Annotated in this window: 17 protein-coding genes; 7 read left to right on the forward strand and 10 right to left on the reverse strand. The window is 60.7% G+C overall.

What is annotated here, in order from left to right:
• Positions 1-111: 111 nt before the first annotated feature.
• Positions 112-1,464, reverse strand: coding sequence for a GntP family permease (locus Q7C33_RS23065; protein WP_198797698.1), 1,353 nt, complete (start codon positions 1,462-1,464; stop codon positions 112-114).
• Positions 1,465-1,555: 91 nt separating this feature from the next.
• Positions 1,556-2,089 carry a gluconokinase gene (locus tag Q7C33_RS23070; RefSeq protein ID WP_030139335.1) on the reverse strand — a complete coding sequence of 178 codons (534 nt, stop codon included), beginning with the start codon at positions 2,087-2,089 and terminating at the stop codon, positions 1,556-1,558.
• Between the two features lie 215 nt (positions 2,090-2,304).
• Between Q7C33_RS23070 and Q7C33_RS23075 the strand changes: the two genes are divergently transcribed.
• The 3 genes from Q7C33_RS23075 to Q7C33_RS23085 all read left to right on the forward strand — a co-directional run bounded on the left by Q7C33_RS23075 (position 2,305) and on the right by Q7C33_RS23085 (position 4,541).
• Positions 2,305-3,336 (forward strand): LacI family DNA-binding transcriptional regulator, encoded by a 1,032-nt coding sequence (locus Q7C33_RS23075; protein WP_030139336.1) that lies wholly within the window; start codon positions 2,305-2,307, stop codon positions 3,334-3,336.
• A gap of 159 nt (positions 3,337-3,495) precedes the next feature.
• Entirely contained in the window at positions 3,496-4,038 is a 543-nt protein-coding gene (locus Q7C33_RS23080; protein ID WP_030139337.1) for a hypothetical protein, read from the forward strand.
• Positions 4,039-4,124: 86 nt separating this feature from the next.
• Complete coding sequence (locus Q7C33_RS23085; RefSeq protein ID WP_258648159.1) at positions 4,125-4,541, forward strand: GNAT family N-acetyltransferase; 417 nt, start codon at positions 4,125-4,127, stop codon at positions 4,539-4,541.
• Between the two features lie 108 nt (positions 4,542-4,649).
• Here Q7C33_RS23085 and def read toward each other — a convergent pair whose 3' ends face one another.
• Positions 4,650-5,189, reverse strand: coding sequence for a peptide deformylase (def, locus tag Q7C33_RS23090; protein WP_030139339.1), 540 nt, complete (start codon positions 5,187-5,189; stop codon positions 4,650-4,652).
• Positions 5,186-6,136, reverse strand: coding sequence for a YihY/virulence factor BrkB family protein (locus tag Q7C33_RS23095; RefSeq protein WP_407684223.1), 951 nt, complete (start codon positions 6,134-6,136; stop codon positions 5,186-5,188). The genes def and Q7C33_RS23095 overlap by 4 nt, the downstream gene beginning before the upstream one ends.
• 248 nt (positions 6,137-6,384) lie before the next feature.
• Between Q7C33_RS23095 and Q7C33_RS23100 the strand changes: the two genes are divergently transcribed.
• Positions 6,385-6,762 carry a hypothetical protein gene (locus tag Q7C33_RS23100; protein WP_030139341.1) on the forward strand — a complete coding sequence of 126 codons (378 nt, stop codon included), beginning with the start codon at positions 6,385-6,387 and terminating at the stop codon, positions 6,760-6,762.
• 124 nt (positions 6,763-6,886) lie between these two features.
• Here Q7C33_RS23100 and fadD1 read toward each other — a convergent pair whose 3' ends face one another.
• The gene (gene fadD1, locus Q7C33_RS23105; protein WP_198797695.1) at positions 6,887-8,578 is read right to left on the reverse strand and encodes a long-chain-fatty-acid--CoA ligase FadD1; all 1,692 of its coding nucleotides are present in this window, start codon (positions 8,576-8,578) and stop codon (positions 6,887-6,889) included.
• A gap of 369 nt (positions 8,579-8,947) precedes the next feature.
• Complete coding sequence (fadD2, locus tag Q7C33_RS23110) at positions 8,948-10,636, reverse strand: long-chain-fatty-acid--CoA ligase FadD2 (RefSeq protein ID WP_030139343.1); 1,689 nt, start codon at positions 10,634-10,636, stop codon at positions 8,948-8,950.
• 224 nt (positions 10,637-10,860) lie between these two features.
• Here fadD2 and Q7C33_RS23115 point away from each other — a divergent pair, with 224 nt between their 5' ends.
• Together Q7C33_RS23115 and Q7C33_RS23120 are read left to right on the forward strand one after the other, a co-directional pair.
• Entirely contained in the window at positions 10,861-11,805 is a 945-nt protein-coding gene (locus tag Q7C33_RS23115) for an alpha/beta hydrolase (RefSeq protein WP_030139344.1), read from the forward strand.
• A 41-nt stretch (positions 11,806-11,846) separates the two neighbouring features.
• Positions 11,847-12,317 (forward strand): MaoC family dehydratase, encoded by a 471-nt coding sequence (locus Q7C33_RS23120; protein ID WP_217860184.1) that lies wholly within the window; start codon positions 11,847-11,849, stop codon positions 12,315-12,317.
• Positions 12,318-12,501: 184 nt separating this feature from the next.
• Here Q7C33_RS23120 and Q7C33_RS23125 read toward each other — a convergent pair whose 3' ends face one another.
• The 4 genes from Q7C33_RS23125 to Q7C33_RS23140 form a co-directional block, all read right to left on the reverse strand.
• The gene (locus Q7C33_RS23125) at positions 12,502-13,365 is read right to left on the reverse strand and encodes an efflux RND transporter periplasmic adaptor subunit (protein ID WP_258648160.1); all 864 of its coding nucleotides are present in this window, start codon (positions 13,363-13,365) and stop codon (positions 12,502-12,504) included.
• 10 nt (positions 13,366-13,375) lie between these two features.
• A complete protein-coding gene (locus tag Q7C33_RS23130) occupies positions 13,376-13,582 on the reverse strand; it encodes a DUF1656 domain-containing protein (RefSeq protein WP_030139347.1) in 207 nt (68 codons plus the stop codon).
• Positions 13,569-15,569: an FUSC family protein gene (locus tag Q7C33_RS23135; RefSeq protein WP_030139348.1), complete on the reverse strand. Its 2,001-nt coding sequence runs from the start codon at positions 15,567-15,569 to the stop codon at positions 13,569-13,571. The genes Q7C33_RS23130 and Q7C33_RS23135 overlap by 14 nt, the downstream gene beginning before the upstream one ends.
• 208 nt (positions 15,570-15,777) lie before the next feature.
• A complete protein-coding gene (locus Q7C33_RS23140; protein ID WP_030139349.1) occupies positions 15,778-16,242 on the reverse strand; it encodes a PA2169 family four-helix-bundle protein in 465 nt (154 codons plus the stop codon).
• 206 nt (positions 16,243-16,448) lie between these two features.
• On the opposite strand from Q7C33_RS23140, the gene Q7C33_RS23145 reads away from it, so the two are divergent.
• A complete protein-coding gene (locus tag Q7C33_RS23145; RefSeq protein ID WP_053119117.1) occupies positions 16,449-16,685 on the forward strand; it encodes a DUF3820 family protein in 237 nt (78 codons plus the stop codon).
• Positions 16,686-16,703 lie beyond the last annotated feature (18 nt).

Genomic DNA, 16,703 nt, shown 5'->3' on the forward strand with positions numbered 1-16,703 from the left:
AACTGTGGGAGCGGGCTTGCTCGCGAAGGCTGAGTGTCAGTCGAGTAGATGATGACTGACACACCGCCTTCGCGAGCAAGCCCGCTCCCACAGTTTGTGCCACAGCGCCTGTTAGATCACCAACGACAGCAGCAAGATAAAGATCAAGCCCACCACCGACAGGATGGTTTCCATCGCCGTCCAGGTCTTGAAGGTTTCGGCCACGGTCATGTTGAAGTACTGCTTGACCAGCCAGAAGCCCGCGTCGTTGACGTGGGACAGGATCAACGAACCGGCACCGGTCGCCAGCACCAGCAACTCACGGTTCACACCCGGCATCATCCCAACGACCGGCACCACGATCCCGGCACCGGTAATGGTGGCCACGGTCGCAGAACCCGTGGCAATCCGAATCACCGCAGCCACCAGCCACGCCAACAGGATCGGCGAGATCTGCGCGCTGACCGCCATGTGGCCGATCACGTCACCCACGCCGCTGGTCACCAGCATCTGCTTGAAGCCACCACCGGCACCGATGATCAGGATGATCGCGGCCGTCGGCGCCAGGCTGGCGTCCAGCCATTTCAGTATCTGGCTGGAGCCGATGCCCTGCTTGTAGCCGAAGGTGTAAAGCGACAACAGCAACGCCAACAGCAGCGCCGAGATCGGGTGGCCGATCATGTCCATCCAGGTGCGGAAGAAGTTGCCGTCCGGCAGCGTCACGTCAGCAAAAGTCTTGAGCAACATCAGGAACACCGGCGACAGCACGGTGACCAGGGTGATGCCGAAACTCGGCAGTTCGGTGCCGTCGGTTTCACGCGCCAGTTGATCCACCAGTTCCTGGTTCGGATGACCGGGGATGTGCTTGGCAATGAACGTACCGAAAATCGGGCCGGCAATGATGGCGGTCGGCAGCGCAACAATCAGGCCATAGAGAATGGTCTTGCCGATGTCAGCACCAAAGATGCCAATCGCCAGCAACGGGCCCGGGTGCGGCGGCACCAGGCCGTGGACTGCGGAAAGGCCGGCGAGCAACGGGATGCCGATCTTGATGATCGACACGCCAGTGCGGCGCGCCACGATGAACACCAGCGGGATCAGCAGCACGAAACCGATTTCGAAGAACAGCGGGATGCCCACCAGGAACGCGGCGAACATCATGGCCCATTGCACCTTGTCCTTGCCGAAGGCGCGGATGAGGGTCTGGGCAATCTGATCGGCCCCGCCCGACTCGGCCATCATTTTGCCAAGCATGGTGCCCAGCGCGAGGATGATGCCGACAAAACCGAGCACGCCACCGAAGCCGTCCTGGAACGCCTTGATGATGGTGCCGATCGGCATGCCCGACGTCAGGCCGAGAAACGCGGCTGCGATGGTCAGCGCAATGAAGGGGTGGATCTTGAACTTGGTGATGAGGACGATGAGTCCGATCACCGTAACCACTGCATCAAGCAGTAGGTACGTCTCGTGGGACATGCCAAACATGGGGGGTGTCTCCTGATTTGTTGTTGTTATTGAAGCAGTTATTTATGGACCGTCGGGACAGCGCTATCTTTCTGACGCAAAATTTTGAAACTCAACTGGCCAGCTTCAAACCGTGGGCCAGCCACCAGACGTAAGCCTGGCGTGCCAATTCATCAATGCTGTGGCTGGACGCATCCAGAGCCAGGGTCAGGGGCTCGCCAACAGGGGATTCAAGGGTGGCAAACTGGCTGTCGATCAGGGTCGACGGCATGAAATGACCGGGACGATGGGAAACACGGTCGGCGGCCACTTCAGGGGTCAATTCGAGAAAAACGAAGCCCAGGCCAGGCAAGGCGCTGCGCAGGCGCTCGCGATAGCTGTGCTTGAGGGCCGAGCACGTCAGCACCGGGCGCTCGCCCGTGGCGTCGACACGGCGCAACTCGTCGCACAGGCTGTCGAGCCAGCCGGCACGGTCGTCGTCGTTCAGGGGGATACCGGCGCTCATCTTCTGGATGTTGGCCGCGGGGTGGAACGTGTCGCCTTCGATGGCGGTGGCGCCGCTCAGTTGGCACAGGGCCTGGCTGACGCAAGTTTTGCCGCAACCGGCAACGCCCATGATGACCAGGGCGGTGATTGGATTATTCATGTAACACCTCAGCGCGCAGACAGCGCTACCTTTGCCAGTTATGACACCGCAGCAAAAGCAGAAGTTGCCGACGCCTTCTTGTCATTTTTGTGGTTGCAGCATGTTCGTCCACGGCACCAGCGCACAGGGATCAGGCAAACCCCATCAACGCATTTGCAGCCGCGCCGAGACAGCGCTACCTTAGTGCCTTGATTTTTGTTTGGCAAGCCGCCCTGATGACCGTCACTAAAAACGATAAGAATACTCGAACCACCGGTCGCCCCACGCTCAATGAAGTCGCACGCCTGGCCGGTGTCAGCCCGATCACCGCCTCCCGTGCCCTGCGCGGCGTCAGCAGCGTGGCCGTGGAGCTGGTGGAAAAGGTCCGCCAGGCCGCCCTTGAGCTCAACTACGTCGTCAACCCCGCCGCCCGCGCCCTGGCCTCGGCCCAGAGCCATTCGGTGGTGGTGCTGGTGCCATCGCTGTCCAACCTGTTGTTCATCGATACCCTGGAAGCCATTCATCGCGTCTTGCGGCCCAAGGGCTTCGAAGTGGTGATCGGCAACTACCACTATTCCCGGGACGAAGAAGAAGACCTGTTGCGCAACTACATGGCCTATCAGCCCCGGGGTTTGTTGCTGACCGGGTTCGACCGAACCGAAAGCGCACGGCGCATGATCGAGGCCAGCAATATTCCCTGTGTGTACATGATGGAACTGGACCCCGGGGCTGGCCTCAACTGCGTGGGTTTTTCCCAGCTCAAGGCCGGTGAAACGGCTGCCGAGCATCTGATCTCCCGGGGGCGCAAGCGCCTGGCCTACATCGGCGCGCAATTGGACCAACGGACGTTGCTGCGCGGCGAAGGTTTCCGTCGCGCGCTGCAGAAGGTCGGGCTCTACGACCCGGACCTGGAAGTGTTGACCCCTCGCCCGTCATCGGTCGGCCTGGGCGGCGAGTTGTTCCTGCAATTGCTGGCGAGCCATCCGGACGTCGATGCGATCTTCTTCGGCAACGACGACCTGGCCCACGGCGCCCTGCTCGAAGCGTTGCGCTGTGGCATCAAGATCCCCGAGCAGGTTTCGATCCTCGGTTTCAACGACCTGCCCGCCTCGGCACACATGGTGCCGCGCTTGAGCAGCATCAGTACTCCCCGGGAAGCCGTCGGCCGCCACGCCGCGGAACAGATGCTCACCTTGATGGCCGGCAATCGCATCGCCCAGCCGGTGGTGGACCTCGGTTTCGAACTCAAGGTTCGCGAAAGTACCTGAGGCTCGGCACGATGCGGTCGATCCCTGCCGACGAACGGCAAGGTTTGGCCACCGCCGCTGAGCGCACCTTCCCCGTAGCCCTTGAAATACGGGACGTTGCGACGATGGCACGGGATATGCTGCTGCCCATCGCTCAGCCATTACCCGCAGGTGTTCATCATGTTGGTCAGTGTAAAACAACAAGCGATAAACCTACCCCTCAAGCGCCCGGGCGAAGACCCCACCGCCGAAGCCGCCAGCGGCCTGCAAAGCGCCGCCTTGCAAGCGCTGCGCGACAATATCCAGGCCCAGGCCAACCAAGGCAGCACCCAAGTCCAGGAGTCCATCACCCGGCAGGCCACGCAGCAGGTCAACGCCGCTACCGCGATCAGTGACAAGGTTGATGAGGCCTTCGCCAAGACCCGCGTGCAATTGCAAACGGTCGGCTCGTCAGCCCTTGAAGACACCAGCTCTGCCATGGCGCAGTTCAAGGACTACATGAGCAAGACGCCGGAAGAGCGCCTGCGCGACAGCATTCTCGAGGAGATGGGCATTACCGAAGAGGAATATGAGGCGATGCCGCCCGAGAAGCAACTGGCGGTCGGCGAGGAAATTGCCCAGCGCATGCAGGACAAGGCGGCGATGGCACAGGTCGAAAAAGCCCAGGAAAGCCGGTCGGATGAGAAGCACCCGGTCACGGACATGTTCCTCGCCTCGCTGTGAACCCGCCAGACAAGCGCCGGGAATATCCCGGCGCATTGTTTGTTCCCCTATAATCGCCCGCCTCCATTACACACCGCGCCCGCGCCATGTCCGAATTCCACTGCACACGCCTCGACGAGCCGCTATGGCCGCTGATGAACAAGTTCTACCGCGCCCATCAGTCGTCGATGAAAGCCGTGCGCGACGCGCAGCTTTGGGTGGCACGGCGCGAAGAAATCATCGCGGCACTCTGCCTGCGACCGGTTTCGGGGGGACATTGGCTGACGGGATTGTTCGTCGACCCGGCGTACCGCGTGCAAGGCGTCGCGGGGCGGCTGATCGCCGAAGCCGTGAAAGGCCTGGACGAGCCGGTGTGGTTGTTCTGCCACCCGGATCTGCGCGGCTTTTATGAGCGACGCGGGTTCAGTTTCGACCCGGAGTTGCCTTATGCGATGGCTGAACGACTGAGCCGGTACGCGCGCAGCAAGCCGATGATTGCCATGGGGTTGTCTACACGGTCCTGAAGGCAACCAGCCCCTTGCTCGCGATGGCGTAAGGTCAGTTGCCTCATGGGTGGCTGACACACCGCAATCGCGAGCAAGCTCGCTCCCACAGGGTTTGGTGGTGGATGTTTAATTGTCCGCTGAAGGATCGAGATCCGGAAACATCACCTCGGTAAAGCCGAACTTGCTGAAATCGGTGATGCGCGACGGGTACAAGCGGCCGATCAGGTGATCGCATTCATGCTGCACCACCCGGGCGTGGAAGCCTGAAGCGACGCGCACGATCGGCTCGCCCTTCGGGTCGAAACCTTCGTAGCGGATCTGCTGGTAGCGATTCACCGCACCACGCAAGCCTGGCACCGACAAGCAGCCTTCAAAGCCTTCTTCCATCAGTGGGCTCAGCGGCGTGATCAGCGGGTTGATCAGGATGGTCTGCGGCACCGCCTCGGCATCCGGATAGCGCTCGCTGTGCTCGAAGCCGAAGATCACCAGTTGCAGGTCCACACCGATCTGCGGTGCCGCCAGCCCGACGCCACCAACACTTTCCATGGTCTGGAACATGTCGTCGATCAATTGCCACAACTCGGGACTGTCGAACATTTCCGGCGGCACCGGCGGAGCGATGCGCAGCAGGCGTTCGTCGCCCATCTTCAGGATTTCACGGATCATGGTCGGGCTTCGTCAGTGTGGTTGTGATGGATGGAATGATCGCGCCCCAGGCCCGACACATGCTGCTTCTCGTGCTCGCCCGGGCTCTTTTCGCCCGTGTCCTTGCCTTCGGCGGACATGTGCTCGATCACTGCATTCATCTCCGCGCCGAGTAGCAGCACCGCCGCCGAGATGTAGAAATACAGCAACAGCACGATGATCGCGCCGATACTGCCATACATCGCGTTGTAGTCGGCAAACGTCTTCACGTAGAACGCAAAGCCCAGGGACGCGATGATCCACACCACCACCGCCAACACCGAGCCCGGCGTGATGAAGCGAAACTCCTGCTTGACGTCGGGCATCACGTAATAGATCAACGCCACGGCCACCATCAGCAAAAACACGATGACCGGCCAGCGCACGAGGGTCCAAACGGTAACGATGAATTCCTCCAGGCCGATCTGCGCAGCAATCCACCCCATCACCTGCGGCCCCAGCACCATCAGCGCGGCGGCGGCCAACAGCATGCCGGCGATGCCGACGGTGTACAGGATCGACAGCGGGAAACGCTTCCAGGCCGGGCGGCCTTCAACCACGTCATAAGCGGCGTTCATGGCGCTCATCATCAGGCGCACGCCAGCGGACGCGGTCCACAACGCAACCACGATACCCACCGACAGCAAGCCGCCCTTGGATTGCTGCAGCTGGTCGATCACCGGGTTGACCTGCTCCAGCGCCTGGGGCGGCAGGACCAGTTCCGATTGCAGGCGCAGCCAGGAGAAAAAGTCCGGCAGGTGCAGGAAGCCGATCAGCGCGATCAGGAAAAGAATGAAGGGAAACAATGAAAACAGCATCTGGTAAGCCAGAGCGGAGGCGTAGGTCGACATCTCGTCGTCGAGAAACTCGGTCACCGTGCGCATCATCACACGGTGCAAGGGCAAGCCTTTCAAGGCCGGGAACATCATGAGCGTCTCCTTTCGCCGCAAAAAGAGGGGTCGCGTGGCGACTCAAGGGCCGTTTTCTACAACAAAGTAGCCTGTTTGGCGACTTTGGAGCAATTTCATCGTTTTACCAACTGACGCAGAATTGACCGGAGATCCATTGGGCAAGTTTCATCGTTCGTGCAAGCGGGGCTTTATGTTTGGCCGGCAACCGTCGAGAATGCCCCTCGTATTCAGGCCGTGGCCCGAAGCTCCAATCCCGTAGGAACGTTATGAAACTCGATAAGAAGCAGGCCATCGCCCGCAGGAACCAGGAACTGGGCGGTGCCGTCCTGGGTGTCAACAATTGCCATTTCAGCGAATTGAACCGCAACCGCAACATCTTCTGGTTCGATATTCCGGTGGCGCGCCTGGCCATCGGTCAGTACGAATGGATTCACCTGCTGCTGCACACCCCGGCCACCGACGAACTGCTGCACCTGAAAGTGCCGACCGTGTTCCTGCGGGAAAAAATGGAAGGCCTGGAAGTGCGCAACCAGGGCAAACGCAAGGCCGCCCTGAGCCTGGAACTGAGCGCCGACAAGGATTCCTACCTGCAGGACATGCGGCCGGGCGGCACCAACCTGGATTTTGCGCAGTTTCGGTTGTAACTGACTCCTTGGACAAAGGAGCTTCTGTGGTGAGGGGATAAATCCCCTCGCCACAGTTTTGTACCAGCGAATTCATCGCGTAAACAAAAGCCCCGCATCAGCGGGGCTTTTGTCAGCGGCGGCTTTACTTCTTCAGCCCCAACTTCCTCAGTTCTTCATCGCGCAACTCGCGCCGCAGGATCTTGCCCACATTGGTGGTCGGCAATGCATCGCGGAACTCCACGGTCTTTGGCACCTTGTAGCCAGTGACGTTGGCGCGCATGTGCTCCATCACCTGTTCCTTGGTCAGCGTGACACCCGGACGCGCGACGATGAATATCTTGATCGCCTCGCCGGACTTCTCGTCCGGTACGCCGATGGCCGCGCATTGCAGCACGCCCGGCAAGGTGGCCAATACATCCTCCAGCTCGTTCGGGTACACGTTGAAGCCAGAGATCAGGATCATGTCTTTCTTGCGATCGACGATGCGCATGTAGCCGTCCGGCTGGATCACCGCAATGTCGCCAGTCTTGAGCCAGCCTTCGCTGTCGAGGATCTCGTCGGTGGCGTCCTGGCGCTGCCAATAGCCCTTCATCACCTGAGGGCCCTTCACGCACAATTCGCCGATTTCTCCCAACGGCTGCTCTTCGCCCGCGTCGTTGATCACCTTGCATAACGTCGACGGCACCGGAATGCCGATGGTGCCAACCTGGATGTTCTGGATCGGGTTGACGGTCGCCACCGGGCTCGTCTCGGTCATGCCGTAACCTTCGCAGATCGGGCAACCGGTGACCGCTTTCCAGCGCTCCGCCGCCGCCAGCTGCAGGGCCATGCCGCCCGACAGGGTGACTTTCAACGCCGAGAAATCCAGCTTGCGGAAGGCTTCGTTGTTGCAAAGCGCCACGAACAAGGTGTTAAGACCGACGAAGCCGCTGAATTTCCACTTCGACAGTTCCTTGACCATGGCCGACAAGTCGCGCGGGTTGCTGATCAGGATGTTGTGGTTGCCGATCAGCATCATCGCCATGCAATGAAAGGTGAAGGCATAGATGTGGTAAAGCGGCAGCGGCGTGATCAGCACTTCGCAACCTTCATTGAGGTTGGAGCCCATCAGCGCCTTGCACTGCAGCATGTTCGCCACCAGGTTGCGGTGGGTCAGCATCGCGCCCTTGGCCACGCCAGTGGTGCCGCCGGTATATTGCAACACCGCCACGTCATCGCGGCTGGGGTTGGCTTCGTTCACGGGCTGGCCGTGGCCCTTGCGCAGCACATCGTTGAACTTGATGGCCTTGGGCAGGTGATACGCCGGGACCATCTTCTTGACGTACTTGATCACGCTGTTGATCAACAGACGCTTGAGCGGCGGCAGCAGGTCGGCCACTTCCGTGACGATCACGTGCTTGACGCTGGTCTTGGGCACCACGTTTTCGGCCAGGTGCGCCATGTTCGCCAGGCACACCAACGCCTTGGCGCCGGAGTCGTTGAACTGGTGCTCCATTTCCCGCGCGGTGTAGAGCGGGTTGGTGTTGACCACGATCAGCCCGGCTCGGATGGCACCAAACACGGCGACGGGGTACTGGAGGACGTTGGGCAGTTGCACGGCGATTCGATCGCCCGGCTGCAAATCGGTATGCTGTTGCAGGTACGCGGCAAAGGCACCGGACAGCTCGTACAGCTCACCGTAGGTGATCGTCTTGCCAAGGTTGCTGAATGCCGGTTTGTCGGCGAAGCGCTGGCAGGATTGCTTCAACACCGCCTGAATATTCGGATACTCATCTGGATTGATGTCGGCAGCAATCCCAGCTGGGTACTTATCCTTCCAAAAGTCTTCGATCATGGAAGCCCCACTCCTCAGCAACGCGAATTCTCACCGCATTTGATGCGATTATTATTGGTGTTTGTTTATTGGGTGAATCTGGCTTGGATAAAGGCCGAGAAGTCACAAAAGCGCGCCGAGAGTAGCAGCTTTGCCAAGGGTCGCCTAGAGCCAAAAGTGGCCCCTACAGTCATAAACATGACTCAAGAATATGCAATGGTCATTTTTAGAGTAAAAAACCTAAGCCTTGCCTAATTGACCCGAATACATAAGAACCTGTGGGAGCGAGCTTGCTCGCGATGGCGGTGGGTCAGCCAACATTTCTGTTACTGACAGACCGCTATCGCGAGCAAGCTCGCTCCCACAGGGTTCCACTTTCACTCTCGAGCGTCAGGCGATATCGCGCAACTCCCGACGCAGGATCTTGCCCACCGGCGTCATCGGCAGCGACTCACGCAACACGATGTGCTTAGGCACCTTGTAGCCGGTGAAGTTTTCCTTGCAGTACGCCTTGAGTTCTTCGAGGCTGACCCCGGCCTCACGCGCGACCACGAACAGCTTCACCGCCTCCCCCGAGCGCTCGTCCGGCACGCCGATCACCGCGCAACTGGCGACTTTCGGATGGGCCATCACCACATCCTCGATTTCGTTCGGGTACACGTTGAAACCCGAGACAATGATCATGTCCTTCTTGCGGTCGACGATCCGCACGAACCCGTCGGGGTCGATCACTGCGATATCACCGGACTTGAACCAGCCCTCGCTGTCCAGCACTTCGGCAGTCGCTTCGGGCTTGTTCCAATAGCCTTTCATGATCTGCGGCCCCTTGATGCACAGCTCGCCGCGTTCACCGAGGGGCATCTCGACGCCGTCGTCGTTGATGACCTTCATCAGCGTACCCGGCACCGGCAGCCCTACCGTCCCCAGGCGCGACTTGCCGCCATAAGGGTTGGCGCTGGCCACCGGCGAAGTTTCGGTCAGGCCGTAGCCCTCGGTAATGCCGCAACCGGTGAGCTGTTTCCAGCGTTCGGCGGTGGCCTTGACCAACGCGGTGCCGCCCGAGTTGGTGACCTTGAGGCTGGAGAAATCCAGCGTCTTGAAATCCGGGTGGTCCATCAGCGCCACAAACAACGTGTTGAGCCCCAGCAGCAGCGAAAACCGCCAGTTCTTCAGCTCCTTGATAAAACCGCCGATGTCCCTCGGATTGGTGATCAGCACGTTGTGATTGCCGGTGACCATCATGCACATGCAGTTCGCCGTGAAAGCATAGATGTGGTACAGCGGCAGCGGCGCGATCATGACCTCCTGACCTTCGCGCAACAGTGGCTGGCCGTCGTCGCCGATCTGCCCCAGGCAAGCGCGGGCCTGTTGCATGTTGGCCACCAGGTTGCCGTGGGTCAGCATCGCGCCCTTCGCCAAGCCGGTGGTGCCACCGGTGTATTGCAGCACGGCGATGTCGTCGAGGCTGACGTTCAACGGCTTGATGCCCTGGCCGCGTCCCAGGCGCAAGGCGCTCTTGAAGGAAATGGCCTGTGGCAGCGAATAGGCCGGGACCATTTTCTTGACCTTGTTCACCACGGTATTCACCAGCCAGCCCTTGGCGGTGGGCATCAGGTCGCCCATCTTCGCTTCGATCAGGTATTGCAGGTCGGTGTCCGGCAGCACTTCCTGGACCTTCTGCCCGAACAGGTTCATGTACACCAGCGCCCGGGCACCGGAGTCCTTGAACTGATGGCGCATTTCCCGCGGGGTGTACAGCGGGTTGGTATTGACCACGATAAGTCCGGCGCGCAGGGCACCGAAGACAGCGATCGGGTATTGCAGGACATTGGGCATCTGCACCGCGATGCGATCGCCCGGCGCCAGGTCGGTATGGGCTTGCAGGTAACCGGCGAAGGCCGCGCTGTAGCGTTCGAGCTCGGCGTAGGTGAGCGTTACCCCCATGTTGCTGAACGCCGGACGATCGGCAAATTTCTTGCAGGAACGCTCGAACACCTCGATAACCGACTTGTAGGCACCCTGCTCGATATCCAAGGGCACGCCGGCTGGGCGTTTGTCATTCCAGAAATCAGGCTGCATTGTTTTTATCCTCTTTACCTGAACCTATCCGGGCCGCCTCTGTATCGCACATGGAGACGGAGCTCTTCGGACACTAGCAGCTATGGCCATTCAGGCAAATATGGCAACTTGCGTCATAGATTGTGTGAATCTTCGTGGATCGCCCTCGCCTGATCAGGCGAGACGCAACGGATGCGCTATACAATGCAGCGACGCTGCGTCTGACTTCGTGCAAAGGAAACGCCATGATCCACCAAACGTTCTGGCTGACCGCGACTGACCACAGCCGCCTGTTCGTCAATCAGTGGTTGCCCGAAGCCGCCCCGCTGGCGGTGATCATGCTGGCCCACGGCATGGCCGAACACAGCGGCCGCTATGGGCGCCTGGCCCAAGCGTTGTGCGATGAAGGCTATGGCGTCTACGCGCCGGACCTGCGCGGGCATGGCAAGACTGGCGAAGCAGCGGCGCTCGGTCACTTTGCGGACGAGGACGGCTGGGCCAAGGTGGTCGGCGACCTGGCGAGCCTGAACCACCACATCGGCCAGCAACATCCAGAAACACCAATCCTGCTGCTGGGCCACAGCATGGGCAGCTATATCGCCCAGGGCTATCTGTTGCACCACAGCGCCAGCCTGCATGGCGCCCTCCTCAGCGGTTCGAATTTCCAACCCGTGGCGCTTTATCGCGCGGCGCGCCTGATCGCCCGCTTCGAGCGACGGCGCCAGGGGGCCACCGGGCGCAGCGCCCTGATCGAATGGCTGTCTTTTGGCAGTTTCAATAAAAGATTCAAACCGACGCGCACGCCCTTCGACTGGCTCAGCCGTGACCCCGCCGAAGTGGACAAGTACGTCCACGACCCGCTGTGCGGCTTTCGTTGCAGCAATCAGCTCTGGGTGGATCTGCTCGGCGGGTTGCAGCAGATCAGCAAAGCGTCCAATCTCGCGCAGATCGATCCGGGCCTGCCGCTGCTGGTGATTGGCGGCGAATGTGATCCGGTGAGTGAAGGCAAGCGTCTGAAGGATCTGGCCGATGCCTTGAGCAGCGCCGGCAATCAGCATCTGCAACTGAAGATCTACCCGCAGGCCCGGCACGAATTGTTCAATGAAACCAACCGCGATGAAGTGACTGCCGATGTGCTTGCCTGGATCGCCCAGGCCCTGAGCCACAAGCGGCCACCTCGCAGCGAATAGAACGACAGCGTTTTTCCTTTTTACCGTTACAGGAACCAGACATGACCCAGGTCACCAACATCCCTTACGAAGCCCTCGAAGTCGGCCAGACCGCCAGCTACAGCAAGACCGTCGAGGAGCGCGACATCCAGCTGTTCGCCGCGATGTCGGGCGATCACAACCCGGTGCACCTGGACGCCGAATTCGCCGCCGCCAGCATGTTCAAGGAACGCATCGCCCACGGCATGTTCAGCGGTGCGCTGATCAGCGCGGCGGTGGCGTGTGAACTGCCTGGGCCCGGCACCATCTACATCGGCCAGCAGATGAGCTTCCAGAAACCCGTGAAAATCGGCGACACCCTGACCGTCCGCCTGGAAATCCTGGAAAAGCTGCCGAAGTTCCGCGTGCGCATCGCCACCCGCGTGTTCAACCAGCGCGATGAACTGGTGGTGGACGGCGAAGCCGAAATCCTCGCGCCGCGCAAGCAGCAGACTGTGACGTTGCCGGAATTGCCGCAGATCACTGTTGGCTGACTACAGCGATCTATGGGAGTGAAATGTGGCGAGGGGATTTATCCCCGCTGGGGCGCGAAGCGCCCCCAATACCTCAAGACCACTGCGGTGTGTCAGCCTGGGCACAGGGGGCTGCTGCGCAGCCCAGCGGGGCGGTGCGACGATTCGCTAAATCCCCTCGCCACAAATGACTGCAGTGTTGCGGCTATCGCTGTGCGTCCCGCACCTGCACACTCGCGGTCATCCCCGCGCTCAACGTCACCCCTTCCGGCACCTTGTCGAGCTTGATCCGCACCGGAATGCGCTGGGCCAGGCGCACCCAGTTGAAGGTCGGCTCGACTTCCGCCAGCAGCTGCGCGTCAGGGTTGGTGTTGCGGTCGGTGATGCCGCGGCTGATGCTTTCCACATGGCCTTCCAGCGCATGCCCGGCGCTCATCAACCAGACCTTGACCGGATCGCCCACGCGAATCCTCGGCAGTTTGGTTTCTTCGAAATAGGCCTGCACATAAAACGTCGAGTCATCGATCAGCGCCATGACCGGTTGCCCGGCATTCACGTAGTTGCCTTCGGCCAGGCGCAGGTTGGTGATGTGGCCGCTACGCGGAGCCAGGACCTGGCTGCGGGCCAGGTTCAGCTCGGCGACCTTCGCTTCGGCCTGGGCCTCGCGCAGTTCACCACGGGCGATACCGGCGTTGATCTGGGCGTTCTCGCGCAACTCGGCACTGATGGCCTGGGGCCCCAGGGCGGCCCGGCGACTGGCTTCGTGCTCACGCAGGCTCAACTGTTGCTGACGGGTCTGGACCACCGCCCGGGCTTTCTCCACGGCGGCCTCGAAACGCTCGCGATCGATACTCAGCAATAAATCGCCGGCCTTGACCTGCTGGTTATCCACAGCCTTGAGCTCGCGCACCCAGCCCGAGACGTCGGGGGCGATCACCACCACGTCGGCGCGGATTCGCGCATCACGGGTCCAGGGCGTGAGCATGTAGTACTGCCACAAATGAAACCCGGCGAAGATCGCCACGGCCACCACGCACAACGTGACGGCGACACGTACGGAGGTACGCATGTTCAACTCCTCATAACGGTCCGAGGACCAGGGTAATGACAGTCAGGACGCAGACATACAGGGCACAGTCGAACAAGGCTTCGTGCCAGATCCAGCGCCCGGCCGGCAGCAGGCCGAGCAACAGGCGCAGCGCACCGGTCGCCAGCAAGGCCAGCACCACGTAAATCAGGAACGGGCTGAGCAACACCCCGCCAATCGACCATTCACGCAAGCCCATGGCTAAGTTCCCCTCGTTCGGATTCGTGCTGGCGACACCAGGCGCGCCAGCTGCTCTGCAGTTGCACGACGGCGCCCTGGGCCAGTTTCAACGCATCGCTGGAAGGGTGCTGTGCCAACACCTGCAGATAGTCGTCGCTCACCCAGACCAACGCCTCGGCCTGGTCGCCGGCCGGACCGTGTTCCAAAACCTGTTCCAGCGTTTCGAAATAGCGGCGCTGGGCTGGGCTTTCGGGGATTTGGGCGACGGCCAGGCTCAATCGCAGGTGCAGTAGCTCATCGCCGATGTCCAGGCCCAGCAAACCGTCGTCCCAACGACTGCGCGCCGGCACCGGCAGTTCGGGATAGTGCCGGGCCAGTTGCAGCAACCGGTCGGCCATGCGCCCGCCAAACCAGCTTTCGGCGCCGCCCAGGTTGCGATGGGTCAGGCGCACTAGGTCATCCAGGGTCGCGGCCAACAGCCGACGACTGTGCCAGGCCGGGTTACGCAGAATCAGGAGCTTGAAAGCCAAGACCGCCGCGCCGACGCCAATCATCATCGCCTGGGCATTGTTGAAAAAAGCCGCGACGTCGTACTTCATCGCATTGAGCGGTGACACCAACACCACGAAATGCAGGCAGAACGAAGTGGCCGTGGCAAATATCGGCGGCTTGGCCATCCCCAGCGCCCCGAGGAACAGCGGCACGCCCATGGCCATGCAGAGCATCGCGAAACTGTTCCATTGCGGCAGCAGGATTTCGCCAATCACGAACGCTGTCGGCACCGCCAGCAGAATGCCCCGCAAGAAACTCATGCCGATCTGCGCGCCGTTTTCGCGGCTGGCGAACAGGCTGCACACCACGCAAGTGAGCACCAGGGCACCGGACGCGGCAGGCCAGGCGGTTGCCAGCCAGAAACACGACACTGCCAGGAATGCGAGGGCACTGCGCGCACCAAAGACCATGGCCAGGGACAAATCGCGGTGCGGCGCCAAGGTTCGCGGCGGGTCTACCGTCGCCCTGCCCTCCTGCACCGCCGCCAGCGCAGCGCAGGCGGCCAGGGCGGTATCGAGCAGCAAGGCGAAACGAGCCAGGCAATAACTTTGCGCGGAGCTGATTAGCGGGTCGTGAGAGGCGTCCCAGACCCGCGGTCGTAACGCCTGCAATGCCGAGCTGTCCGCCTCCAGGGCTTGCTGTACCTCGTCCATCCAAGGCTGGAGCGCTTCGGCTTCCTGCGGTTCGAGCTGTTTCCACTGCCTGCGCACCGAACGGGAAATACGCAACAGCATCAACAATTTCTGGCTCAAGCCACTGATGGCCCGGGCGCGCTGGCGACCCAGGCTGCCTTCGAACCAGGCGTGTTCGCGTTGGGCGTCCACCGCGACGATCTTGCCGAGGATTTCGAGCAAACCCTTGCGCGCCTGGGCATCACCCGCCAACGTGGCGCGGGCCGCCTGCATGCCGCTCAGCCAGGCCGCACGGGCCTGGTCCGCCAGTTGTCGCTCGACCCGCAGGGGCCAGAGCAGCGCACTGGCCGCCGTGGCACAGGCGATGCCCAGGCTGATTTCAGTGCAACGCGCAACGGCTTGATCAAACACCGCAAGCGGATGGGAAATGGCCGGCAAAGCGATAATCGCCACCGTGTAGCCCGCCAGCACGAATGAATAGGACCAGGCGCTGCGCAACAGCGTCGAACACGCCGTGCACACGCCCAGCCACAGCGCCAGCGCCAGCAGGAACAACCATGGCGTCTGGGCGAACAGGCCCATGAACACCACCGACATGATGGTTCCCACCAGGGTGCCGAGCAAACGCGCCAAGCCCTTCTGCACCACCATCCCGGACAACGGCTGGGCGACGATGAATGCGGTCATCAGCGCCCAGGACGGCTGCTCCAGGCCCCAGCGCAACGCCAGCCATAGCGCCAGGCCGCCACCGAGCACGGTCTTGATGGCGAACTGCACAGCGAGGCGATCAGGGGCGAACAAGGCCTGGAGGGTAATGGGCACGCGAGAAACTCTTCTAGGGATGTTGTAACGATAGATCGCTGGGAAGGTGGCGCAATTATTAGCTAGCTATCTATTCGAGTCCAGAGTTGTTTGTCGACCCTTCATGTGAAGGCTCCCTCGCCACAAGACTGTTCCCCGTCAGCCTGAGTCGCTCCACACAAAAAAAACGCCAGGCAAGCTGGCGTTTTTTGGGCCTCAAAGATGCGTATCAGCTGGCACGCGCCTGGTTACGCAGCGCCTTGACCTGATCGTGGTTGCGTTGCACGCCGTGGTACTGGCGCTCGACGAGATCACGAATGCCTACCAGGTTATGCTTGTTGATTTTCTCGATGGCTTCCTTGTAAGCCTTCAGCGCATGGTCTTCGCCGCGCTCGGCTTCGTTGAGCACCGCTTCTTCGTCCTTGCCGGTGAACATCGACTTCACGTCGACCCAACGGCGGTGCAAGTCACCGGATACGCTGGTGGAAGTTTCGGGATCGCCACCCAGGGAACGGACCGCAGCCTGCAGTTCGGCCGCAGCGGTTGCGCAATCGGCGGAGCGCTTGACGAACAGCGCCTTGAGCTCGGGATGCTTGATGTCTTCAGCGCAGGTCTTGAATCCTTCCTGGCCATCCTTGCTGGTCTCGATCAGGTCGTTCAAGACGGAGATGGATTCTTTGTTGATGTCAGTCATTTTTCAGTTCCTTTGCTTGGTGAATAAAAACCTGCAAGGAATATTGCATCGGCCATGCCAGCCACCAAAAACGAGATAAATCCTTAATAATCAACCAGTTAAAAAACAGCGGAAAATCTGTATCCGCGTTATTTGCATGATCTGTCATTTGGCCTGCATGCAGAATGCCTGTATTTTGCCGATGGTTCCTATCAAGACAAATCGCAATGAATCCGGAAAAACTTGAGCTGCTGGTGACGCGCCAGATGCCCTTCGGCAAATACAAGGGCCGAATCCTCGCCGACTTGCCTGGTCAGTACTTGAACTGGTTCGCACGGGAGGGTTTTCCCAAGGGCGAACTGGGCGGCTTGCTGGCCTTGATGCAGGAAATCGACCACAACGGCTTGTCGGACCTGCTGGACCCGTTGCGGGCTAAACATGGCTTGCCCAAGCCTCGCCATTGACCATTGCCGCTGATTGAT

The organism is Pseudomonas sp. BP11-1-1, from assembly GCF_052112105.1.
Classification (GTDB): domain Bacteria; phylum Pseudomonadota; class Gammaproteobacteria; order Pseudomonadales; family Pseudomonadaceae; genus Aquipseudomonas; species Aquipseudomonas alvandae.

Coding starts and splice junctions, on each gene's coding strand:
- Q7C33_RS23125 (WP_258648160.1), bottom strand. CDS start 13,365: ATGCGTACCTCCGTACGTGTCGCCGTCACGTTGTGCGTGGTGGCCGTG.
- def (WP_030139339.1), bottom strand. CDS start 5,189: ATGATCCGTGAAATCCTGAAGATGGGCGACGAACGCCTGCTGCGCATC.
- fadD2 (WP_030139343.1), bottom strand. CDS start 10,636: ATGCAGCCTGATTTCTGGAATGACAAACGCCCAGCCGGCGTGCCCTTG.
- Q7C33_RS23130 (WP_030139347.1), bottom strand. CDS start 13,582: ATGGGCTTGCGTGAATGGTCGATTGGCGGGGTGTTGCTCAGCCCGTTC.
- Q7C33_RS23115 (WP_030139344.1), top strand. CDS start 10,861: ATGATCCACCAAACGTTCTGGCTGACCGCGACTGACCACAGCCGCCTG.
- Q7C33_RS23145 (WP_053119117.1), top strand. CDS start 16,449: ATGAATCCGGAAAAACTTGAGCTGCTGGTGACGCGCCAGATGCCCTTC.
- Q7C33_RS23100 (WP_030139341.1), top strand. CDS start 6,385: ATGAAACTCGATAAGAAGCAGGCCATCGCCCGCAGGAACCAGGAACTG.
- Q7C33_RS23140 (WP_030139349.1), bottom strand. CDS start 16,242: ATGACTGACATCAACAAAGAATCCATCTCCGTCTTGAACGACCTGATC.
- Q7C33_RS23080 (WP_030139337.1), top strand. CDS start 3,496: ATGTTGGTCAGTGTAAAACAACAAGCGATAAACCTACCCCTCAAGCGC.
- Q7C33_RS23075 (WP_030139336.1), top strand. CDS start 2,305: ATGACCGTCACTAAAAACGATAAGAATACTCGAACCACCGGTCGCCCC.
- Q7C33_RS23095 (WP_407684223.1), bottom strand. CDS start 6,136: ATGATGTTCCCGGCCTTGAAAGGCTTGCCCTTGCACCGTGTGATGATG.
- Q7C33_RS23070 (WP_030139335.1), bottom strand. CDS start 2,089: ATGAATAATCCAATCACCGCCCTGGTCATCATGGGCGTTGCCGGTTGC.
- Q7C33_RS23065 (WP_198797698.1), bottom strand. CDS start 1,464: ATGTTTGGCATGTCCCACGAGACGTACCTACTGCTTGATGCAGTGGTT.
- Q7C33_RS23120 (WP_217860184.1), top strand. CDS start 11,847: ATGACCCAGGTCACCAACATCCCTTACGAAGCCCTCGAAGTCGGCCAG.
- fadD1 (WP_198797695.1), bottom strand. CDS start 8,578: ATGATCGAAGACTTTTGGAAGGATAAGTACCCAGCTGGGATTGCTGCC.
- Q7C33_RS23085 (WP_258648159.1), top strand. CDS start 4,125: ATGTCCGAATTCCACTGCACACGCCTCGACGAGCCGCTATGGCCGCTG.